The 17719-nt window shown below is 62.8% G+C and carries 11 protein-coding genes; 5 read left to right on the top strand and 6 right to left on the bottom strand.

What is annotated here, in order from left to right:
• Positions 1–69: 69 nt before the first annotated feature.
• On the top strand, positions 70–1755 hold the full coding sequence (locus ASE60_RS18570; RefSeq protein WP_057252002.1) for a heparinase II/III family protein: 1686 nt from the start codon (positions 70–72) through the stop codon (positions 1753–1755).
• A 124-nt stretch (positions 1756–1879) separates the two neighbouring features.
• Positions 1880–3490 (top strand): bifunctional phosphoribosylaminoimidazolecarboxamide formyltransferase/IMP cyclohydrolase, encoded by a 1611-nt coding sequence (gene purH, locus ASE60_RS18565; protein WP_057252001.1) that lies wholly within the window; start codon positions 1880–1882, stop codon positions 3488–3490.
• 118 nt (positions 3491–3608) lie between these two features.
• Here purH and ASE60_RS18560 read toward each other — a convergent pair whose 3' ends face one another.
• On the bottom strand, positions 3609–5036 hold the full coding sequence (locus ASE60_RS18560) for an MFS transporter (protein WP_057252000.1): 1428 nt from the start codon (positions 5034–5036) through the stop codon (positions 3609–3611).
• A gap of 186 nt (positions 5037–5222) precedes the next feature.
• Entirely contained in the window at positions 5223–10016 is a 4794-nt protein-coding gene (locus ASE60_RS18555; protein WP_057251999.1) for an NAD-glutamate dehydrogenase, read from the bottom strand.
• 285 nt (positions 10017–10301) lie between these two features.
• Between ASE60_RS18555 and pdxY the strand changes: the two genes are divergently transcribed.
• Both pdxY and ASE60_RS18545 read left to right on the top strand, forming a co-directional pair.
• Positions 10302–11183 (top strand): pyridoxal kinase PdxY, encoded by an 882-nt coding sequence (gene pdxY / locus ASE60_RS18550; protein WP_057251998.1) that lies wholly within the window; start codon positions 10302–10304, stop codon positions 11181–11183.
• A 130-nt stretch (positions 11184–11313) separates the two neighbouring features.
• Positions 11314–11967: a carbonic anhydrase gene (locus ASE60_RS18545; RefSeq protein WP_057251997.1), complete on the top strand. Its 654-nt coding sequence runs from the start codon at positions 11314–11316 to the stop codon at positions 11965–11967.
• Between the two features lie 88 nt (positions 11968–12055).
• Here ASE60_RS18545 and ASE60_RS18540 read toward each other — a convergent pair whose 3' ends face one another.
• Positions 12056–12877: a lytic transglycosylase domain-containing protein gene (locus ASE60_RS18540; protein WP_057252121.1), complete on the bottom strand. Its 822-nt coding sequence runs from the start codon at positions 12875–12877 to the stop codon at positions 12056–12058.
• A gap of 194 nt (positions 12878–13071) precedes the next feature.
• Positions 13072–14106, bottom strand: coding sequence for an aspartate-semialdehyde dehydrogenase (locus ASE60_RS18535; protein WP_057251996.1), 1035 nt, complete (start codon positions 14104–14106; stop codon positions 13072–13074).
• Positions 14107–14603: 497 nt separating this feature from the next.
• On the opposite strand from ASE60_RS18535, the gene ASE60_RS18530 reads away from it, so the two are divergent.
• Positions 14604–16493 (top strand): MFS transporter, encoded by a 1890-nt coding sequence (locus tag ASE60_RS18530; protein ID WP_057251995.1) that lies wholly within the window; start codon positions 14604–14606, stop codon positions 16491–16493.
• Positions 16494–16601: 108 nt separating this feature from the next.
• Here the strand turns inward: ASE60_RS18530 and ASE60_RS18525 are convergent, their stop codons facing one another.
• Both ASE60_RS18525 and ASE60_RS35745 read right to left on the bottom strand, forming a co-directional pair.
• Positions 16602–17291 carry a phosphatase PAP2 family protein gene (locus ASE60_RS18525; RefSeq protein WP_057251994.1) on the bottom strand — a complete coding sequence of 230 codons (690 nt, stop codon included), beginning with the start codon at positions 17289–17291 and terminating at the stop codon, positions 16602–16604.
• A gap of 194 nt (positions 17292–17485) precedes the next feature.
• The gene (locus ASE60_RS35745; RefSeq protein ID WP_280137717.1) at positions 17486–17716 is read right to left on the bottom strand and encodes an isocitrate/isopropylmalate family dehydrogenase; all 231 of its coding nucleotides are present in this window, start codon (positions 17714–17716) and stop codon (positions 17486–17488) included.
• Positions 17717–17719 lie beyond the last annotated feature (3 nt).

The raw sequence follows: 17719 nt of genomic DNA, 5'->3' as shown, positions 1-17719 counted from the left end.
CTGGCGCGAGACCATCGCCCGTTCAGATGTTGAGCGGTCGTGCCAGAAATGAGGAAACCGGCGGCCTTGATGTTGTTTTCCGGCAGGCGGAGGCTTTCTTACCTGTATGTGCGTGAAGGCTGGCGCCGGGTGTCGCGCCGGCTGTCGATCGGCCGCGTCTCCACTTTGCGTTTTACTGGCTCGACGCCCAACCGCCTGATCGTCGCGCCGACCGATCTTAGAGCCGTCGATCCCTTTGTTGCCGAAGAAATTCTCGCCGGCCGTTTCCCGCTTGCCGGCCGCGTTGTCGATACGGAAGGCGAGTCGCCGTTCGAGATCGACCTGCCGTCGCGCGAGTTCGCGGCGCGTCTCCACTCCTTCGGCTGGCTGAGGCACCTGCGTGCGATCCGCGAGGATGCCGGCTATGTGCGTTTGCGCCAGATCGTCGACGACTGGATCGCCACCCACGGCCGCGATCTCGGCGGCATTGCCTGGGATCCGGATATCATCGCCCAGCGCATCATTGCCTGGCTTTCCCACTCGCCCGTTGTTTTGCGCAATGCGGAGCATGGTTTCTATCGCCGTTTCCTGAAGAGTCTGGCGCTTCAGGTGCGCTACCTGCGCCACATCGCAGAGACGGTGCGCGATGGCGAGGCGAGGCTTCGGGTGCGGCTTGCGCTTGCCATGGCGTCGGTCGCCATGCCAGCTTCGCCGAGCGCCATTCGCAAAGCCTCGCGCCATCTCGACCTCGAACTCGATCGCCAGATCCTGCCGGATGGCAGCCATTGCTCGCGCAGCCCGCGGGCCGGGCTCGAATTGCTGCTCGATCTGCTGCCGCTTCGGCAGACCTACGTCAATCTCGGCCATGACGTGCCGTCGCGGCTGATCCCCTGCATCGACCGCATGTATCCGGCCCTGCGCTTTTTCCGCCATCAGGGCGGCGAGCTCGCGCTGTTCAACGGCGCGACGTCGGTCCTGGCGCACGAACTGGCCTCGGTGCTGCGTTATGACGAGACCGCAGGCGAACCGTTCCGTTCGCTGCCCCATGCGCATTACGAGCGTCTGGCGATCGAGAACACGGTCGTCATCATGGATACCGGCCGGCCGCTTTCCGTCGATCTCTCGCGCAGCGCCCATGCCGGCTGCCTGTCCTTCGAAATGTCGTCGGGCAAGACGCGCTTCGTCGTCAATTCCGGTGCCCCGAAATTTGCCGGCGACCGTTTCCGGCAGATGTCGCGCACGACCGCAGCGCATTCCACTGTCACCGTCAACGACACGTCCTCTTCGCGCTTCTCGCAGTCCCGTTTCCTGGGGCCGATCATGACGACAGGCGTTTCGAAGGTAACGGTGGCACGGAAAGACGAGCCTGGCGGGCTGGAGTCGGTGACGGCAAGTCATGACGGTTATCTTGCGGCCTTCGACCTGGTCCACGAACGCGACATCGGCGTCCTGAACGGCGGCCGCATGATCCGTGGCCGCGACCGGCTGTCGCGGGCCGATGGCAGTGATCCGGACGACGGCAATACGGCAACGGCTGTCGCGCGTTTCCACATTCATCCGGCCGTGGGCATCCGCCAGAATAATGCGCGCGAGATCTTTCTGACCGCGCCGGATGGCGAAATCTGGCTCTTTGCCTGCCAGGACGGAGAGCTTGCGGTGGAGGAGGACATCTTCTTTGCCGATCCTTCGGGCATCCGCGCGTCGTCGCAACTGACCGTAACCTTCGCCGTCGCCCGTCAGCCGGAGATCCAGTGGACCTTCTCGCGCGCGAACTGAGGTGCTTATTTTAGCGCTACCGTCTCGTGGAGGTTCCTTCTCCAGACAAGCTATGCTAACGGGCAGCCATCCCAACCGCCGGAGCTTCTTCCCGGGCGTCCGGCGCCGCCAAAGGAGCATGGTGATGGCTGTCGCCTCGAAGAAAATCCCCGCACCGAACGAGGTTACGGTTCGCACCGCCCTCCTCTCCGTGTCCGATAAAGCAGGCGTCGTCGATCTGGCGCGTGCTCTTCACGAAAAGGGCATCCGGCTCGTATCGACCGGCGGCACGCACAAGGCGCTCTCGGAGGCCGGCCTACCGGTGAGCGACGTTTCCGAACTGACCGGCTTCCCCGAGGTCATGGATGGCCGCGTGAAGACGTTGCATCCGGGCGTTCACGGCGGTCTTCTGGCGATCCGCGACGACGCCGACCACGTTGCCGCCATGTCGACGCACGGTATCACTGCGATCGACCTCGCAATCATCAACCTCTATCCCTTTGAAGAGGTCCGCGCCAAGGGCGGCGATTATCCGACGACGGTCGAAAACATCGACATCGGCGGCCCGGCAATGATCCGCGCCTCGGCCAAGAACCATGCCTATGTGACGATCGTCACCGATCCGGCCGACTATCCGGTTCTTCTGGAAGAGCTTGCTGCCGGCAAGACGACCTATGCCTTCCGCCAGAAGATGGCGGCCAAGGCCTATGCCCGCACCGCGGCTTACGATGCAGCCATCTCCAACTGGTTCGCCGAGGCGCTCGATACGCCGATGCCGCGCCACCGGGTAATCGGCGGCGTGCTCAAGGAAGAGATGCGCTACGGCGAGAACCCGCATCAGAAGGCCGGGTTCTATCTCACCGGCGAGAACCGCCCGGGCGTCGCCACGGCAACGCTGCTGCAGGGCAAGCAGCTCTCCTACAACAACATCAACGACACGGACGCGGCCTTCGAACTGGTCGCCGAATTCCTACCCGAGAAGGCGCCGGCCTGCGCCATCATCAAGCACGCCAACCCCTGCGGCGTTGCGACGGCGCCGACGCTGGCGGAAGCCTATCGCCGGGCGCTTGCCTGCGATTCCACCTCGGCTTTTGGCGGCATCATTGCGCTCAACCAGGAGCTCGATGCCGAAACGGCGGAAGAAATCGTCAAGCTCTTCACCGAAGTGATCATCGCACCGTCTGTCAGCGATGCGGCCAAGGCGGTCATCGCCCGCAAGCCGAACCTGCGGCTGCTTTCGACCGGCGGCCTGCCGGACCCGCGCATCCCCGGTCTTGCCGCCAAAACCGTTTCCGGCGGCCTGCTGGTCCAGACGCGCGACAACGGCATGGTCGAAGATCTCGAGCTCAAGGTCGTGACCAAGCGCGCGCCGACGGCCCAGGAACTCGAGGACATGAAGTTCGCCTTCAAGGTGGCCAAGCACGTGAAGTCGAACGCGATCGTCTATGCCAAGGATGGCCAGACCGCCGGCATCGGCGCCGGCCAGATGAGCCGCGTCGATTCCGCCCGCATCGCTGCGATCAAGGCCGAGGAGGCGGCGAAGGCGCTCGGTCTCGCAACGCCGCTCACCAAGGGCTCCGCTGTCGCCTCCGAAGCCTTCCTGCCCTTTGCTGACGGTCTGCTGTCAGCGACCGCGGCGGGTGCCACCGCCGTCATCCAGCCGGGCGGCTCGATGCGTGACGAAGAGGTGATTGCCGCTGCCAACGAGCACGGCGTTGCCATGGTCTTCACCGGCATGCGCCACTTCCGCCACTAGAGCAGTTCCAGGAAAGTGTGAAACGGTTTTCCGTCCGGAATTGCGTAATTTCAAAGACTTAGATCACTTCAGTGTTTCGATGAAACAATGAAATGATCTAAGGCGCGTGAACGACAAGTCAGAGGCCGTCGCGTCCGAAGGATGCGGCGGTTTTTTTGCGCCCGTCGTCAGCCGGATAGGGCGTGCGCAGGAGGATCAACAGGCCAACGACCAGAAACGCGATGAGGGCCATCATGCCGATGCGGGCCGAACCGGTGGCAAGTGTGATCGTCGCGACCGAGGCAGGGGCAAGGAACGACGTGGCGCGGCCGGAAAGCGCATAGAGACCGAAGTAGCGCCCGGCCTCGTCCAGGCTGACGCTGCGGGCAAGATATGAACGCGACGAGGCCTGAACCGGGCCGAAGGCTATGCCAACCAAGAGGCCATAGAGGATGTAGGCCTTCTCAGCCGCCGTGCCGAACAGGCCCCCGGTATCCTCCGTCGACAGCGGCATGAGACCGAACAGGGTGAAGCCCGGGCCGGTCGAGACGATGCCGATCGTTGCCAATGTCAGGCAGATCAGGCTGGCAGTGACGATGACCTTGGAGCCGAGCCGCGTATCAAGCCTGCTTGCATAGAGGCAGCCGCCGATGGCGACGACGTTCAAGATGATGCCGTAGATGCCGAGTTCCAGCGTCCGCCAGCCAAACATTGCGGCGGCGAAGGTGCCGCCAAGCGCCAGAAGGCCGTTGACGCCATCCTGGAAGATCATGCGCGCGATGAGGAAGCGCAGAATGCCCGTTCTTTCCTTGAGTTCGCCGAGCGTGCCCTTCAATTCCCGAAGGCCGGTGACGGTTGCCTTGCCAAGCGACATGGTCGCCTTAGTCGCATCCGGGGTGAACAGGAACATCGGCAGGATGAAGACGAGGTACCAAAGCGCCGAGATCGGGCCGGTGATGCGCGCATCCTCTCCCTTGGCAGGATCGAGACCAAACAACGGATCGATGCCGGCTGCCGTCTTGCCGGTCTCGGGGCTGCCGGCAAGGAGTGCCACGACGGCGATCAACACGATCATGCCGCCGAGGTAGCCGAGCCCCCAGGCGATGTTGGAGATGCGGCCGACGTCTTTCTCCGGGACGAGGCGGGGCATCATCGAATCGTTGAAGACGATCGAGAACTCGGCCGCGATGCTTGCGAGGATCATGAAGATCGCCGGGTAGAGGATCGGCGAGCCTGGGGCTGCGAACCAAAGCATAGCCAGCGATATGATCTTGATGACCGCGAAGAAGGCGATCCAGGGTTTGCGCGGCCCGGTCGCGTCGGCAATCGAGCCGAGAACCGGTGAAAGGATCGCGATGATGATGCCGGAAACGGTGAGTGTGTAGCCCCACATCGCCTGGCCGACGGCGTGATCCTCCGTCAGTCGCGAGACGAAATAGGGGCCGAAGATGAAGGTGGTGATGACCGTGAAGAAGGGTTGCGCCGCCCAGTCGAACAGCATCCAGCCAGCGATGCCCGCGCGCGACGCCCGCGGTTGTTCCTCAGTCCTCTCGGCCGAAATCTGCAAGGTCCCCTCCCGAAACGACTGCGCCGCGCGTCCTCTCGAACGCGCGGCGCAGCCTATCTTCAATCCCACCGATTCCAAAAGGTCCAGAGCAGGATGCGGACGAAAAAACTGCCCGCATCTGCATTTGTCCCGTTCAGGCGGGTCGGTTCCATCCAACCCGCGCCGATCGGTACGGGATAAACTGTCTTACTTCGCCCTACCGCGTGCGAGGTCATTGAGCAGACCAGCAGCAACGGTGATCTTGGCGAGCGTCGTTTCGCCCTTCTCGGTCAGGAGCCGCAGCTGGCCCGTCGCCTGGGCGACACGGACGCGTTCGGCCTCTTCCCAGGCGGCTACCGGATTGCGGTCCTTCTTCTGCTCGCGCAGCGCTGCCGCGGTGATATCCCGCCGCGCGGCGGCGATATCGGATACGGCTCGCGATAGAGCCATTGCCTCGAACTGCTCCGTTGCCGGAACACGATCGGACGCCGCAAGCAGGCGGTTGATCCGAAGCGTATCGGTGACGGCGAAGTAGCCCTGGGCCGTGCGGCTCAGCGTTTCACCGGTTTCAGCGGCAATCTGCATGATCTCGGGCACGAGCGTCATCAACGCCAGTTCCGAAATCTCCTCGGCGAGCTTGACGGGTACCCCGCCCTCGACGAAGGCAGCCGTCTTCAACCGGGCCTCTTCAGCACTCTCGCCGGAGACAGCGGTCCGCATGGTAGCGCGCAGCTTCTGCAGGCCGTCGCCGAGGCGCGATACGGCTTCGGAGACCGAGCCGGTCGCTGCATGGGTCCGCAGCGCCCGCTCGGTGACGAGCGTGAAGATGCGGCCGACTTCCTGGTAGAGGATGTTCTGCAGGCCGCCGCCGATCTTGTTGTCGAGTGCGTCGATCTCGTCATAGATGCGCGGCAGGTCGAAGCCGTCGAGCGCCAGCACAGCGGCCTTGACGACGTCGGCCGAGAAGAAGCCGGTCGCATCCGTCAGCGTCGAGACGAAAGCCGGGCCACCGCGGTTGATGACCTCGTTGGCGAGGATCGTCGCGATGATTTCGCGGCGCAGGCGATGGCCGTGAATGTCGCCGGCATAGGTCTTGCGCATCTTCGCCGGGAAGTAGCGCTCCAGCGTTGCCGTGAAGTACGGATCGTCGGGCAGTTCGCTCGCGATCAGTTCATCGAAGAGAACGAGCTTGGAGTAGGAAAGCAACACGCCGATTTCCGCGCGGGTCAACGGCTTGCCTGCCTGGTAGCGCTCGGTCATCGCCTGGTCGGTCGGCAGCGTCTCGACCTTGCGGTTGAGATGGCCGTCGGCCTCGAGGCGCGTCATGAGCCGGCCAAGCGTCGTCCGGTTTCCGAGTCCTTGCATCGCGGTCAGCGAGATCGCCAGCGATTGCTCGTAGTTGTTGCGCAGCACCAGATGGCCCACTTCCTCGGTCATCGAGGCGAGCAGCGTATTGCGCTTCGGGCGGGTCAGGCGACCATCGCGCATGGCCGAAGCAAGCGCGATCTTGATGTTGACCTCGACGTCGGAGGAGTTGACGCCGGCCGAGTTGTCGATGGCGTCCGAGTTGCAGCGGCCGCCATTGAGGCCGAAGCCGATGCGGCCCTTCTGGGTAACGCCCAGGTTAGCGCCCTCGCCGATGACGCGGGCGCGGACCTCTTCGGCCGTCACACGGATGGCATCGTTGGCGCGGTCGCCGACTTCCGCATCCGTTTCGTTGCTGCCGCGGATGTAGGTGCCGATGCCGCCGAACCATAGCAGATCGACCTGGTTCTTCAGGATCGCATTCATGATCTCGAAGGGCGTTGCCTTCTGCTTGTCGAGGCCGATGGCGGCCATCGCCTGAGGCGTGAGCGTCACCGACTTTTCGGCACGCGAGATGATCATCGCGCCCTCGGAGAGCGTCTTGCGGTCATAGTCCTGCCAGCTCGAACGCGGCAGAGCGAACATGCGCGTGCGCTCGGCGAACGAGGCATCGATATCCGGATTCGGATCGATGAAGATGTCGCGGTGGTCGAAGGCCGCGATCAGGCGGATCTTCTCCGAGAGCAGCATGCCGTTGCCGAAGACGTCACCGGACATGTCGCCGACGCCGGCAACGGTGAAGGGCGTCGTCTGGATGTCGATGTCCATCTCGCGGAAGTGCCGCTTGACGGTCTCCCAGGCGCCGCGGGCGGTGATGCCCATCTTCTTGTGGTCGTAGCCGGCGGAGCCGCCCGAGGCGAAGGCGTCGTCAAGCCAGAAGCCCGCTTCCTGCGCCAGGCCGTTGGCCGTGTCGGAGAAGGTCGCAGTGCCCTTGTCGGCGGCAACGACGAAATAGGGGTCGTCGCCATCGCGGCGCAGCGTATCGGCGGGCGGCACGATATCCTGGCCGACGATGTTGTCAGTCACCGAAAGCAGAGTGCGGATGTAAGTCTTGTAGGCTTCGGTACCGGCCCTGAAGACCTCATCACGGGTGCCGCCGACCGGGAGTTGCTTCGGATAGAAGCCGCCCTTGGCGCCAACCGGCACGATGACGGCGTTCTTGACCTGCTGCGCCTTGACGAGGCCAAGCACTTCCGTGCGGTAGTCCTGGGCGCGGTCCGACCAACGCAGGCCGCCACGGGCGACCTTGCCGAAGCGCAGGTGCACGCCCTCGACCTCGGTGCCGTAGACGAAGATTTCGCGGAACGGACGCGGTTCCGGCAGGCCGTCGAGCTGCTTCGGGTCAAGCTTGAAAGCGAGAACCGCGCGCGGCTTGCCGTCGGCGCCATGCTGGAAGTAGTTGGTCCGGAGCGTTGCTTCGATCGCGTTGACGTAGCGGCGAAGGATGCGGTCCTCGTCGAGGCTCGGAACGGCAGACAGCGCGTCCTCGATCGCGGAAAGCAGGGCGCTGCACTTCTTGGCACGCGGCTTTTCCTCGAGCTTCGGATCCATCCGGGTCACGAACAGCTTGAAGATATCGGCGGCGATCGCCGGATACTTGTTCAGCGTGTCAGCGATATAGCCCTGCGAATAGGTGATGCCGGCCTGGCGCAGATAGCGGGAATAGGCGCGCAGCACCGTGACTTCGCGGGCATTGAGGCCCGCAAGCAGGATCAGCCGGTTGAAGTTGTCGTCCTCGATCGTGCCGTTCCAGGCGGCGAGGAAGGCTTCCTCCAGCGCCGCACCCGACTTTTCGAGATTGAGCGCATGCCCGTCGCGATGGATCAGCTCCATGTCGTGCAGCACGACGCGGTGCTTGTCCTCGCCGTGCCTGCCGACATTGAGGTCGTAGGTCTGTTCGCTGATGACCCGGAAGCCGAGGTTTTCCAGCAGCGGCACGCGGCGCGACAGCGACACGGGCTCGCCGGCATGGAAGATCTTCAGCTCGGCCGTGTCAGGACGGTTGACCGGGCGGTTATAGTTGTAGAACGAGATCCGGATCGGATCTTCCGCCTTGCAGGCGGCAATGTCTGCAAGGTCGGCATAGGCTTCCGCCGGCGTGAAGAACGACTGGTAGGCGCCGTCGACATCAAGCTCGATGCCGTCCTTACGGGCGAGAAGGTCGAACCGATCGATCCAGCGCGTGACGATGCCGCGAACGGCCTCTTCAAGCTTGGCCTGCGGAATGCGCGGGGTCTTGCCGCTGGTGCGGCCTATGATGAAGTGCACGCGCGCCAGTCCGCCTTCGGGGAAGGCCGGGTAATAGGCCGAAACGCGGCCGTCATAGGCGGTCTTCAGGTAGTCGCCGATCTTTTCGCGTACGTCGGAATCATATTGTTCGCGCGGCACGAAGACGATGACCGAGACAAAGCGGTCGAAATGGTCGATGCGCGGCAGGACGCGGATGCGCGGCCGGTCGCCGAGTTCGTTGATCTGTTCGCAGAAGGCGGCGAGCAGACCGACATCGATCTGGAAGAGGTCGTCGCGCGGATAGGATTCGAGCGTGTTGTCCAGCATCTTGCCGGAGTGGCTCTGCGGGTCGTAGCCGAAATGGTCGACGATCTTCTCGATCTTGTGGCGCAGCAACGGGATTTCAGCCGCCTGGCGGGTATAGGCCGAGGAAGTGAACAGGCCGACGATGCGCAACTCGCCGGCGACATTGCCGTCGGCATCGAAGCGCTTGATGCCGATATAGTCCATATAGGCCCGGCGATGGACGACCGATTTCACGTTGGCCTTGGTGACGATCAGGAAATCGGGGCCGTCGAGGAAGGCGAGGATTTCCGGCGTGGTCAGTACTGCGTCCTTGCCCTGGCGCAGAACGCGCACGTCGGGGTTGGAGAGGATGCCGAGGCCCCTGCCCTTGCCGCGCTCGACCGTCGCCTTTCCGCCCTTGCCCGAGTAGGTATACTCGCGCATGCCGATAAAGGTGAAGTTGTTGTCGCGCAGCCAGCGAAGGAAGGCGAGCGCCTCATCACGGTCGCTTTTCTTGCGCGAGGCGTTGTAGGCCTCGAGTTCCTGCACGGCCTGGTCGAGCAGCGCCGTCATCGCCGGCCAGTCGTGTACCGTCTGGTGTACCTGCTCCAGCACGTCGCGGATGCGGTTGCTGAGCTGCTCGGCTTCGACGGGCGCCAGCTTCGTCAAGTGGATCTGGATGTGGCTGACGCGGTGCGCCGGATCGCTTGCCTCTTCCGGATCGAAGAGTTTTACCGGCTTGCCCGGTTCCTTGACCAGGATGGGATGGATCGCAAGGTGGATATCGCGGTGCGTGCTGGTGATTTCCCCCATGACCGAATCATAGAGGAACGGCATGTTGTGTTCTGTGATCGCGATGATCGAAACCTCGGTGCCACCCGGCGCGACGCCGGCGACGGTTTCGACCGAAACTTGCGGCTTGCCGCCATCCCAGCGGGCGAGTTCACGATGCGCATGGGCTGCAATCAGCGCCAGCATGTCCGCCGAATAAAGATCGAGGTCATCGTTGCTGGCCCCACCGAAGAGGCTCTCCGGCGCCAGCGCGTCGACGCCCAGTTTGATGGCGGCCGCCTTTGCTGCGTCGATGTGTCTGTCCCGCTTCGGATTGTATTTCACGCCCATGAAGTCTCTCCCACTCATGATAGGCCAAACCCTATCAGAACCATGGCTAATGGCGACCGCTTTTTACGCCGATTTCGGCAAAATCGAGCCGAAAATTGGAGAATTTCACGTGAAAACAGCTTAAATCCATTTAAATCGAAGGCAATTTCGCGAAAATTGCTCGAAAATCGATGAAAAAGCACGAAAACGCCAGCGGCTTCCACCGGACCTATCTGCCATCGCCTGTTGACAGGGCGGTGACAGTCGGGTGATCAGAGTTTGTAGACCGAAGGATTGGACTCGTCGATGCCCGAAATGCCCTCCCTGCCCGGCGCCGTCATCGTCATCTCGAGCCATGTCGTGCGTGGCAAGGTCGGCAACCGGGCCGCGGTGTTCGCGTTGGAGACGCTGGGGCATCCGGTCTGGGCACTGCCGACAGTCATTCTTCCCTGGCATCCCGGACACGGGCGCTCGACCCGCGTCACCATTTCAGACGCGGATTTCCAGTCGATGATCGACGATCTCATTGCCGCGCCCTGGGTCGGGGAGGTGCGCGCCGTGCTTTCGGGCTATCTCGGATCGCCCGGTCAGGCCGAAGGTGTCGCGCGGTTGGTGACGGCTTTTAGGGAACGTAATCCCAAGCTGATCTACGCTTGCGATCCCGTCATTGGCGACGCCGGCGGGCTCTATGTTCCGGAGGCGACCGCGACGGCCATCCGTGACCAGCTGCTGCCGCTCGCCAACCTGGCGACGCCGAACCGCTTCGAGCTCGCCTGGCTCGCCGGCGCGACGCTGGAAACCAATACGGCGATCCTCGATGCCGCCCTCGGCCTCGGTCCGGCCCGCGTGCTGGTGACCTCAGCGGTGCCGATGATGAGCGGCGGTACCGGCAATCTCTTCCTTTCGGGCAATCACGCGCTGCTCGCCGAACATCGGCTCGTCGAGAACCCGCCGAATGGCACCGGAGACTTGCTGACTGCCCTGTTTCTCGCGCGGCTTCTCGAAGGACTATCGGAAGAGCGCGCATTGCAGATGGCGACCGCAAGCGTGTTCGAGATCATCGCGCGGAGCGTCAAACGCGGTGCCGACGAGTTGACGATCGAGCAGGACGCTTCGAGCCTTTCGACGCCGATGGCGATGGTGCAGATGCGCCGCCTGGTGCATCCGAATCAGATGCGGCGCAAATAGAAGAAACTGTTCATGGGCAGCAGCCCTTGTCGCATCGTGGATTGAACTTTAGGTCATGATGATATTCATGGCGGGGCGTGATGCGGGCGGAAGTCCGCTCATCCCGCTCGAAGCAGCAGCGGAGTAATCGATGGACAAGCAGCAACAGCGTTTTCCGGACCACCTTCTGAACGGCTACCACAACTTCATGAATGGCCGCTTCAGCGAACAGCAGAAGCGCTACAAGGTGCTGGCGGAAACCGGCCAGAAGCCGAGGACGATGGTTGTTGCCTGTTGCGATTCGCGGGCGGCGCCGGAAACGATCTTCGACAGCGGGCCGGGTGAACTCTTCGTCGTGCGCAACGTCGCCAATCTCATGCCGCCCTATGAGCCGGACGGCCATTACCATTCGACGTCGGCCGCGCTTGAGTTCGCCGTGCAGTCGCTCCGCGTCAGCGACATCGTCGTGATGGGGCATGGCCGCTGCGGCGGTATCAAGGCGGCGCTCGATCCGGATGCCGAGCCCTTGTCGTCGGGCGATTTCATCGGTCGCTGGATGAACCTCCTGAAGCCGGCCGCCGAGCAGATCCAAAGCAACGACGTCATGACCCAGGCGGAGCGGCAGCGTGCGCTCGAGCGGGTCTCGATCCGCAACTCGCTTGCCAACCTGCGCACCTTTCCTTGCGTTCAGATCCTCGAAGCCAAGGGCAAGCTGCATCTGCACGGCGCCTGGTTCGACATCTCGACCGGCGAGCTTTGGATCATGGATCCCACGACCGGCGACTTCTCCCGCCCGGGCATGTAACCGGCAAAAAAGCCCGGATCGACGATCCGGGCTTTGCAATCTTCCGAAAGGCATCGTGCATCCGGAGAGATGCGCGAATTGGGTTCGATCAGAGGCCGTCGATCTCGGCGCCGATGATGGCGATTGCCTGCTGGTAGACGGTTGCCGCGTTCCAGCCCTGGATCGCGCCGAAGTTCGCCTGGCCGGGCTGATAGCCGGCGCCAGGCTGCCAGCCATGGCCGCGCAGGAAGTTGGCGGTCGAGGCCAGCGCGTCGGCCTTGGAGCGAACCATGTCGATGTGGCCGTTGCCGTCGCCATCGACGCCGTATTTCAGGACGTTGGCCGGCAGGAACTGGGTCTGCCCGATCTCGCCGTGGGCAGCACCGCGCGCATCGGGGCTCAGGTCACCGCGCTGTACGAGCTGCAGGGCGGCATAGAGCTGGTCGGTGAAATAGTCCGAGCGGCGGCAGTCATAGGCGAGCGTCGAAACGGCCGAGAGCGTATGCTCCTTGCCCATGAAGCCGCCAAAGCCCGTTTCCATGCCCCAGATAGCGATCAGCGGGCCGGCAGGCACGCCGAAGCGGCGTTCAATGCTGGTGAAGAGCGCCGCATTCTGCTGCTTCATCTTCTTGCCGCGGGAAATGATCGTCTGACCGCCGCGCTTCTGCATGAACTGGTCGAGCGACAGCTTGAAGCTCTTCTGGCCGCGGTCGGCGCGGATCGTCGCCTTGTTGTAGGAGACGCTGGAAAGGGCGCGGTCGAGCACCGCAGGGCTGATGCCGCTGCCGGAGGCTTCCTGCTTGAAATTCTGCACCCAGGCCGCAAATCCGCTTCCGTCGTTGCCGCATTGGGCGGCGGAGGCCACCGCCGGAAAAACCACAGTCGAAACCAGGGCAGCAAGCCCCACCGCTACGCACTTTGCCCTGTGCATGAAATACCCCGTCATAGCCCGAATCTCATTGCTTTCAAAAATGCCAGCCTTGGCCGGCCATGTCACCTGCCGGAAGCGGCGGTAACTTTTTCGTGGTTTCACGTGAAGCCGGGGCGAAACGACCCGCGATTGTGAAACAGGAAACCCGCCAAGCCCGGATGGGCTCGGCGGGAACGAATTGCTCAATTGCCGTTTCAGGCGGCCTGCTTACGCGGCTTGATGAGACCGCGGTTGACCAGGAGCTCGGCAATCTGGATCGCGTTGAGTGCCGCACCCTTGCGCAGGTTGTCGGAAACGACCCAGATGTTGAGACCGTTTTCGACGGTTGCGTCCTCGCGGATGCGCGAGATGTAGGTCGCATCTTCGCCGGCGCATTCGTAAGGCGTGACGTAGCCACCGTTTTCGTGCTTGTCGACGACCAGGCAACCCGGTGCTTCGCGCAGGATGTCGCGGGCCTCGTCTGCGGTGATCTCGTTCTCGAACTCGATGTTGACCGATTCCGAATGGCCGATGAAGACGGGAACGCGCACAGCCGTGCAGGTCACCTTGATCTTCGGATCGAGCATCTTCTTGGTTTCGGCCAGGACCTTCCACTCTTCCTTCGTGTAGCCGTCTTCCATGAACACGTCGATGTGCGGGATGACGTTGAAGGCGATGCGCTTGGTGAACTTCTTCGATTCGATCGGATCAGCGACGAAGACGGCGCGGGTCTGGTTGAAGAGTTCGTCCATGCCGTCCTTGCCGGCGCCGGAAACCGACTGGTAGGTCGAGACGACGACGCGCTTGATCTTGGCATGGTCGTGCAGCGGCTTCAGCGCCACGACGAGCTGGGCCGTCGAGCAATTCGGGTTGGCGATGATGTTCTTCTTGGTGAAGAGCGAGATCGCGTCCGGGTTCACTTCCGGCACGATCAGCGGCACTTCGGCGTCGTAGCGCCAGGCCGAAGAGTTGTCGATGACGACGCAGCCCTGCTGGCCGATCTTCGGCGAATACTTGAGAGAAACAGCGCCGCCGGCCGACATCAGGCAGATATCGGTATCGGAAAAATCGTAGTTTTCGAGGTTCCTGACCTTGAGGGTCTTGTCGCCAAAGGAAACTTCCGTGCCCTGGGAGCGGGCGGAAGCAAGCGCGACCACTTCATCCGCGGGAAAGCCGCGTTCGGAAAGGATGTTCAGCATCTCCCGGCCGACATTGCCGGTGGCGCCTGCGACTGCAATCTTGAAACCCATGATCTAAGCTCTCTTTCTGTCTCTCCTCGTCGGGTGGAGGGGGAACCGCGCGCGTTGCCACGAAGGTTCCGGTCCCCGGCCTTACCGGGGAGAGAGCGGAGGGCCAGAGACGTCAGACGGTTTTCGTCGTCGTTTTGGCCGTTGTTTTGCAAGCGAACGAAAAATCGACATCCTGCCCCGCGGCAAGAGCCGGCAGGATCAAAGCAGCGATGGCTGGACCGATCGGTCGCATGGTGGTGATTTCCTCGTTCGTCGCTGCTCTTACGCGGTTTTGGGGAAGAGTCAAGACGCCGCTGCATCGTGGTGGCTTCCCCGGCGTGGTCCGCGGTCGATCGCCGCATTAGACGAAAGTCATAAGCCGAAAGCATCTCTGCCTGCGCCGCAGGTTTTCTGACATCCTCTTCAACAGGCGCACCACGTCCGGCGGTTCTAGGGAGGAATGCCGGACCAGCCAATGGGCGCTCCAACAAGCTGTTTTGGAGTGGAGGATAAACGAAATGGCAAATGTCGCGACAGTGGACGACGCAAAAACGCGTCCAATGACCGGCGAGGAGAAGAAGGTCATCTTCGCCTCGTCGCTTGGTACCGTGTTCGAATGGTACGATTTCTATCTTTACGGCTCGCTTGCCGTCTATATCGGCGCGACCTTCTTCAGTTCCTATCCGGAAACGACGCGTAACATTTTCGCGCTTCTGGCCTTTGCCGCGGGCTTCCTCGTTCGCCCGTTCGGCGCCCTGGTCTTCGGTCGCCTCGGTGACCTCGTCGGCCGCAAGTACACCTTCCTCGTGACGATCCTGATCATGGGTCTGTCGACCTTCCTGGTCGGCATCCTGCCCGGCGCTGCTTCGATCGGCATTGCCGCACCGATCCTGCTCATCGCGCTGCGCATGCTACAGGGCCTGGCGCTCGGCGGCGAATATGGCGGTGCCGCCACTTATGTGGCCGAGCATGCGCCGCACGGGCGCCGAGGTTACTTCACCTCCTGGATCCAGACGACGGCGACGCTCGGTCTGTTCCTGTCGCTGGTGGTGATCCTGCTCGTCCAGTTCCTGGTCGGCAAGGAAGCCTTTGCTGCCTGGGGTTGGCGCATTCCGTTCCTCGTCTCCGTCGTGCTTCTCGGTGTTTCCGTCTGGATTCGCCTGAAGATGAACGAATCGCCGGCCTTCAAGAAGATGAAGGAAGAGGGCAAGGGCTCCAAGGCACCGCTGTCGGAAGCTTTCGGCCAGTGGAAGAATGCCAAGATCGCGCTTCTGGCACTGTTTGGTGCCGTCGTCGGCCAGGCCGTCGTCTGGTACTCCGGTCAGTTCTACGCGCTGTTCTTCCTGACGGGCGTGCTCAAGGTGGACGGCCAGTCGGCAAATATCATGGTCGCCGCTTCGCTCTTGATCGGTACGGGCTTCTTCGTGCTCTTCGGCTGGCTCTCCGACAAGATCGGCCGCAAGCCGATCATCATGGCCGGCCTGCTGCTTGCCATGCTCACCTACTTCCCGCTGTTCAAGGCGCTGACCTGGGCCGGTAACCCGGCACTCGCTCAAGCCCAGGCAACCGTCCGCGCGACGGTGACCGCGGCCCCCGGCGATTGCAAATTCCAGTTCAACCCGACGGGCACGGCGAAGTTCACCACCTCGTGCGACATCGCAACCGCATTCCTCACCAAGAACTCGGTGCCCTACGACGTGGTAACGACGGCCGCCGCGGGTACGGCCGCAACGGTCAAGGTCGGCGAAACCACGATCAACAGCTACGACGCGGTCGCCGCAGGCGATGGCGCCAAGGCTGCCAATGCCGCCTTCGAAAAGCAAACCAACACGGCGCTTCACAATGCCGGCTACCCGCTGGTTCGTGGTGCGGCAAAGGTCCCGGAATCCAAGCTTGACGGCTTTGTCGCCGCCAACCCGGAACTGGCGCTTGATCCGGCTGCCGTTCGCGGCGGCGAGAAGACCATGGTTCCGGCCGACAAGCTCGTCGCCGACAAGCTGTTGACGAAGGATGAAGTCGGCACTGCCACCGAAATGGCCGTCTACACGATCGCCGGCGGCGGCACCTACGCGATGGTGGCGGATCCCGCCAATGTCAACTGGACGACGATCATCGCCGTTCTGACCGTGCTCGTCATCTACGTGACCATGGTCTACGGCCCGATCGCTGCGCTGCTGGTCGAACTCTTCCCGACCCGCATCCGCTACACCGGCATGTCGCTGCCCTACCACATCGGCAACGGCTGGTTCGGTGGCCTGCTTCCGGCAACGGCCTTCGCGATGAGCGCGGCCCAGGGCGATATCTACTACGGCCTCTGGTACCCGATCGTCTTCGCAGGCATCACGCTGGTCATCGGCCTCCTGTTCCTGCCGGAAACGAAGGACCGCGACATTCACGCGATGGACTAAGTCTGCAGTCACGCGCTCCCGGGAGAACCATTTCCCGGGAGCGCACCAAATCTTCCCCGAGCTACTATGGCTCTCCTGACTCCGGCGCGGCCTTCCGCGCCGGCTTTTTTATGGGCGTGGATCGCTGCGCCCCACGAGCGGCCATCCACCCTCGCTCAGATGAAACAGCCGGTTCTGCCGCGCGAAGAGAAACGCCACCATCACGGATGTCCAGAGACCGAGCAGCAGCCCGGCAGCGACGTCGCTTGGGTAGTGTGCGCCGACGATGACGCGGGAAACGCCGATCGTCAGCGCCAGGATCAGAAAGAGTGGCCTCAGCTTCGGCATCAGCATGGCGAAGACACCGAAGAAGGCGCCGGCCGCGGTCGAATGGCCGGAGGGGAAACTTTCGTACAGACCGCTGTTGGCAAACGGCGTCAGGCTGTAGGCGCCGAGCTCGGTGAAGAGTTCCGGCCGGGCCCGGCCGACGATAATTTTCAGTGTGTGGACCAGCGCGCTGGCTGTGCCGATCGTCAGGAGGAAATAGGCCGCAAGATCGCGGGCGGCACTTGCCCTGCGCTGAAGCGGCCCCTGGTTTGCCGCGCGACGCAGGATGAACGTCGCTGCCAGGAGCCCAGCTGAAAGGTAGATCATCCAGGCGAACGTCCCGAAGTCCGTGATCATCCGATTGAAATCGACGATGCTTTCCGGCAGCGCCTGCGCGCTTTGCGACAGATATGGATCCAATGGAATGAGTGCGAGCACGAGGACGAAAGTAGTCAGTGCAATCCATCCGGTGGTCGCAAGTGGTCCGTTCATGAATCTCCGTCCTGCCGCCGCGTCGCATGTCTGCGCCGCGTTCGTTCTTCTCATGGCGTCTAGTTCCCCGATGTGTCGGTTCTTTCGGCAAATTCAAGGCCGTGCGACGCAAAACACCTCCGGATGCGCTCCGGAGGTGTCTGTTCTTGCCTGCAGGTCGGCGTCAGATCACGCCGACTGGAATCGTTGGTGGCTCAGGCCGACAGYGCCTTGAACGCGGCGAGGATGGCGTCGCCCATTTCSGTCGTGCCGACCTTCTTCGCACCCTCGGCCATGATGTCGCCGGTGCGGATGCCCTGGTCGAGCACGGCGGCGATCGCCTTCTCCAGATTGTCGGCTTCCCTCACCAGGTTGAAGGAATAACGCAGGCACATGGCAAAGGAGGCGATCATCGCGATCGGGTTGGCGATGCCCTTGCCGGCAATGGT

Origin of the sequence: Ensifer sp. Root278 (assembly GCF_001429285.1) — a bacterium.
Lineage (GTDB): Bacteria > Pseudomonadota > Alphaproteobacteria > Rhizobiales > Rhizobiaceae > Ensifer.
The sequence above is the reverse complement of the archived record's forward strand: the minus strand, read 5'-3'. Positions and strand labels throughout refer to the sequence as shown.

Coding starts and splice junctions, on each gene's coding strand:
- purH (WP_057252001.1), top strand. CDS start 1,880: ATGGCTGTCGCCTCGAAGAAAATCCCCGCACCGAACGAGGTTACGGTT.
- ASE60_RS18540 (WP_057252121.1), bottom strand. CDS start 12,877: ATGCACAGGGCAAAGTGCGTAGCGGTGGGGCTTGCTGCCCTGGTTTCG.
- ASE60_RS18570 (WP_057252002.1), top strand. CDS start 70: ATGTTGTTTTCCGGCAGGCGGAGGCTTTCTTACCTGTATGTGCGTGAA.
- ASE60_RS18555 (WP_057251999.1), bottom strand. CDS start 10,016: ATGGGCGTGAAATACAATCCGAAGCGGGACAGACACATCGACGCAGCA.
- ASE60_RS18525 (WP_057251994.1), bottom strand. CDS start 17,291: ATGAACGGACCACTTGCGACCACCGGATGGATTGCACTGACTACTTTC.
- ASE60_RS18545 (WP_057251997.1), top strand. CDS start 11,314: ATGGACAAGCAGCAACAGCGTTTTCCGGACCACCTTCTGAACGGCTAC.
- ASE60_RS18535 (WP_057251996.1), bottom strand. CDS start 14,106: ATGGGTTTCAAGATTGCAGTCGCAGGCGCCACCGGCAATGTCGGCCGG.
- ASE60_RS18530 (WP_057251995.1), top strand. CDS start 14,604: ATGGCAAATGTCGCGACAGTGGACGACGCAAAAACGCGTCCAATGACC.
- pdxY (WP_057251998.1), top strand. CDS start 10,302: ATGCCCGAAATGCCCTCCCTGCCCGGCGCCGTCATCGTCATCTCGAGC.